Source organism: Rhodococcus sp. EPR-134, assembly GCF_001647205.1.
Lineage (GTDB): Bacteria > Actinomycetota > Actinomycetes > Mycobacteriales > Mycobacteriaceae > Rhodococcus_F > Rhodococcus_F qingshengii.
Genome location: NZ_LVCT01000524.1, coordinates 1 through 1,051, shown reverse-complemented (window position 1 = coordinate 1,051; position 1,051 = coordinate 1). Strand labels below are relative to the sequence as shown.

2 pseudogenes are annotated in these 1,051 nt (G+C 59.9%); both read left to right on the top strand.

The features are described from left to right. Positions 1 to 589 (top strand): annotated as a pseudogene (locus tag A2J01_RS36540) (hypothetical protein); the annotation flags it as partial. Next, positions 589 to 1,051: pseudogene (locus tag A2J01_RS24030) on the top strand (hypothetical protein); the annotation flags it as partial. The pseudogenes A2J01_RS36540 and A2J01_RS24030, both read left to right, overlap by 1 nt.

Genomic DNA, 1,051 nt, shown 5'->3' with positions numbered 1-1,051 from the left:
GCAGACCTGGATCACCACCGTCAGCCTCGATGCACTTCAAACGTCCATCGCCGATGGCGGAATCGGCGCAGAACTCGACGACCTCGACATCGCAGAAGCATGGGTCTACCCCGAACAGGGTCGAGCCCTCGACAAGTGGGCGAAAATCTTGCGAGAAGCCCGCAAAGTTGCCGTCGACACAGGCGACACAGCAATGAAACGGTTCATCGGCGCCTGCTACAAGGGTTACATCGGCCGAATGGTCAACCCCGACATGTGGACCGCCAAACAAATGCAACACCACCACCAACCGCTCTGGCGAGCAGCGATCATCGCACACTGCCGCTGGCGAGGCCGCCGCGTCGCGATGCGCATCGCACGCGAAACCGGGCGTTGGCCACTGCGCACCGTCACCGACTCCTGGGTCTACCCGCTGCCCCCGGGCATCGACATCGCAGACAACAGTGACGCACTCGGGAAAATGACTCTGGAAAAGAGCGCCCCGCTCACCGAAAACATAACCGTCATGCTGACCGACGCCCGCGACACCCACGAGATCAACCTCGCACTCAAAGCTGCGTTCACCGACGAAGATGAAGGAAACATATAGTGGCCCTGCATCTTCCGAAACCGCGATCAACCAAACCCGCACAAAAGACCGTCGGCTTGGACGGACTCAACGTATCCGTCTCGACAGCAGCGACCAGCGGTATCGAAAAATCTAAATCGGTCAAAAGTGGGGGATTGGCCGGACTCACCAGCAAAGTCTCCGTACGCCAGATCCGTACCGAAATCGGCAAAGAAGGCCTACGGCAAGCAGCTGTCGACGCCGGAAGAAAGCCCCCCTCGGACCGAACACTGCGCCGCTGGGCGCAGCAAGGACGAATCCCACACCCCGACGTCACCGAACGCGCACAACGGCGAGCCGCCATCGAACGCCTCGGCGGAATCGACGCTGTCGCAAAGAAAATCGGCCGTTCACGATCAGCGGTCTCGCGCTACCGTTCCGGCGAAACGAACGAACTGCGCGCTGACGCGAAAAAGAAACTCAAAAACGTCAAAGCCCGAGACA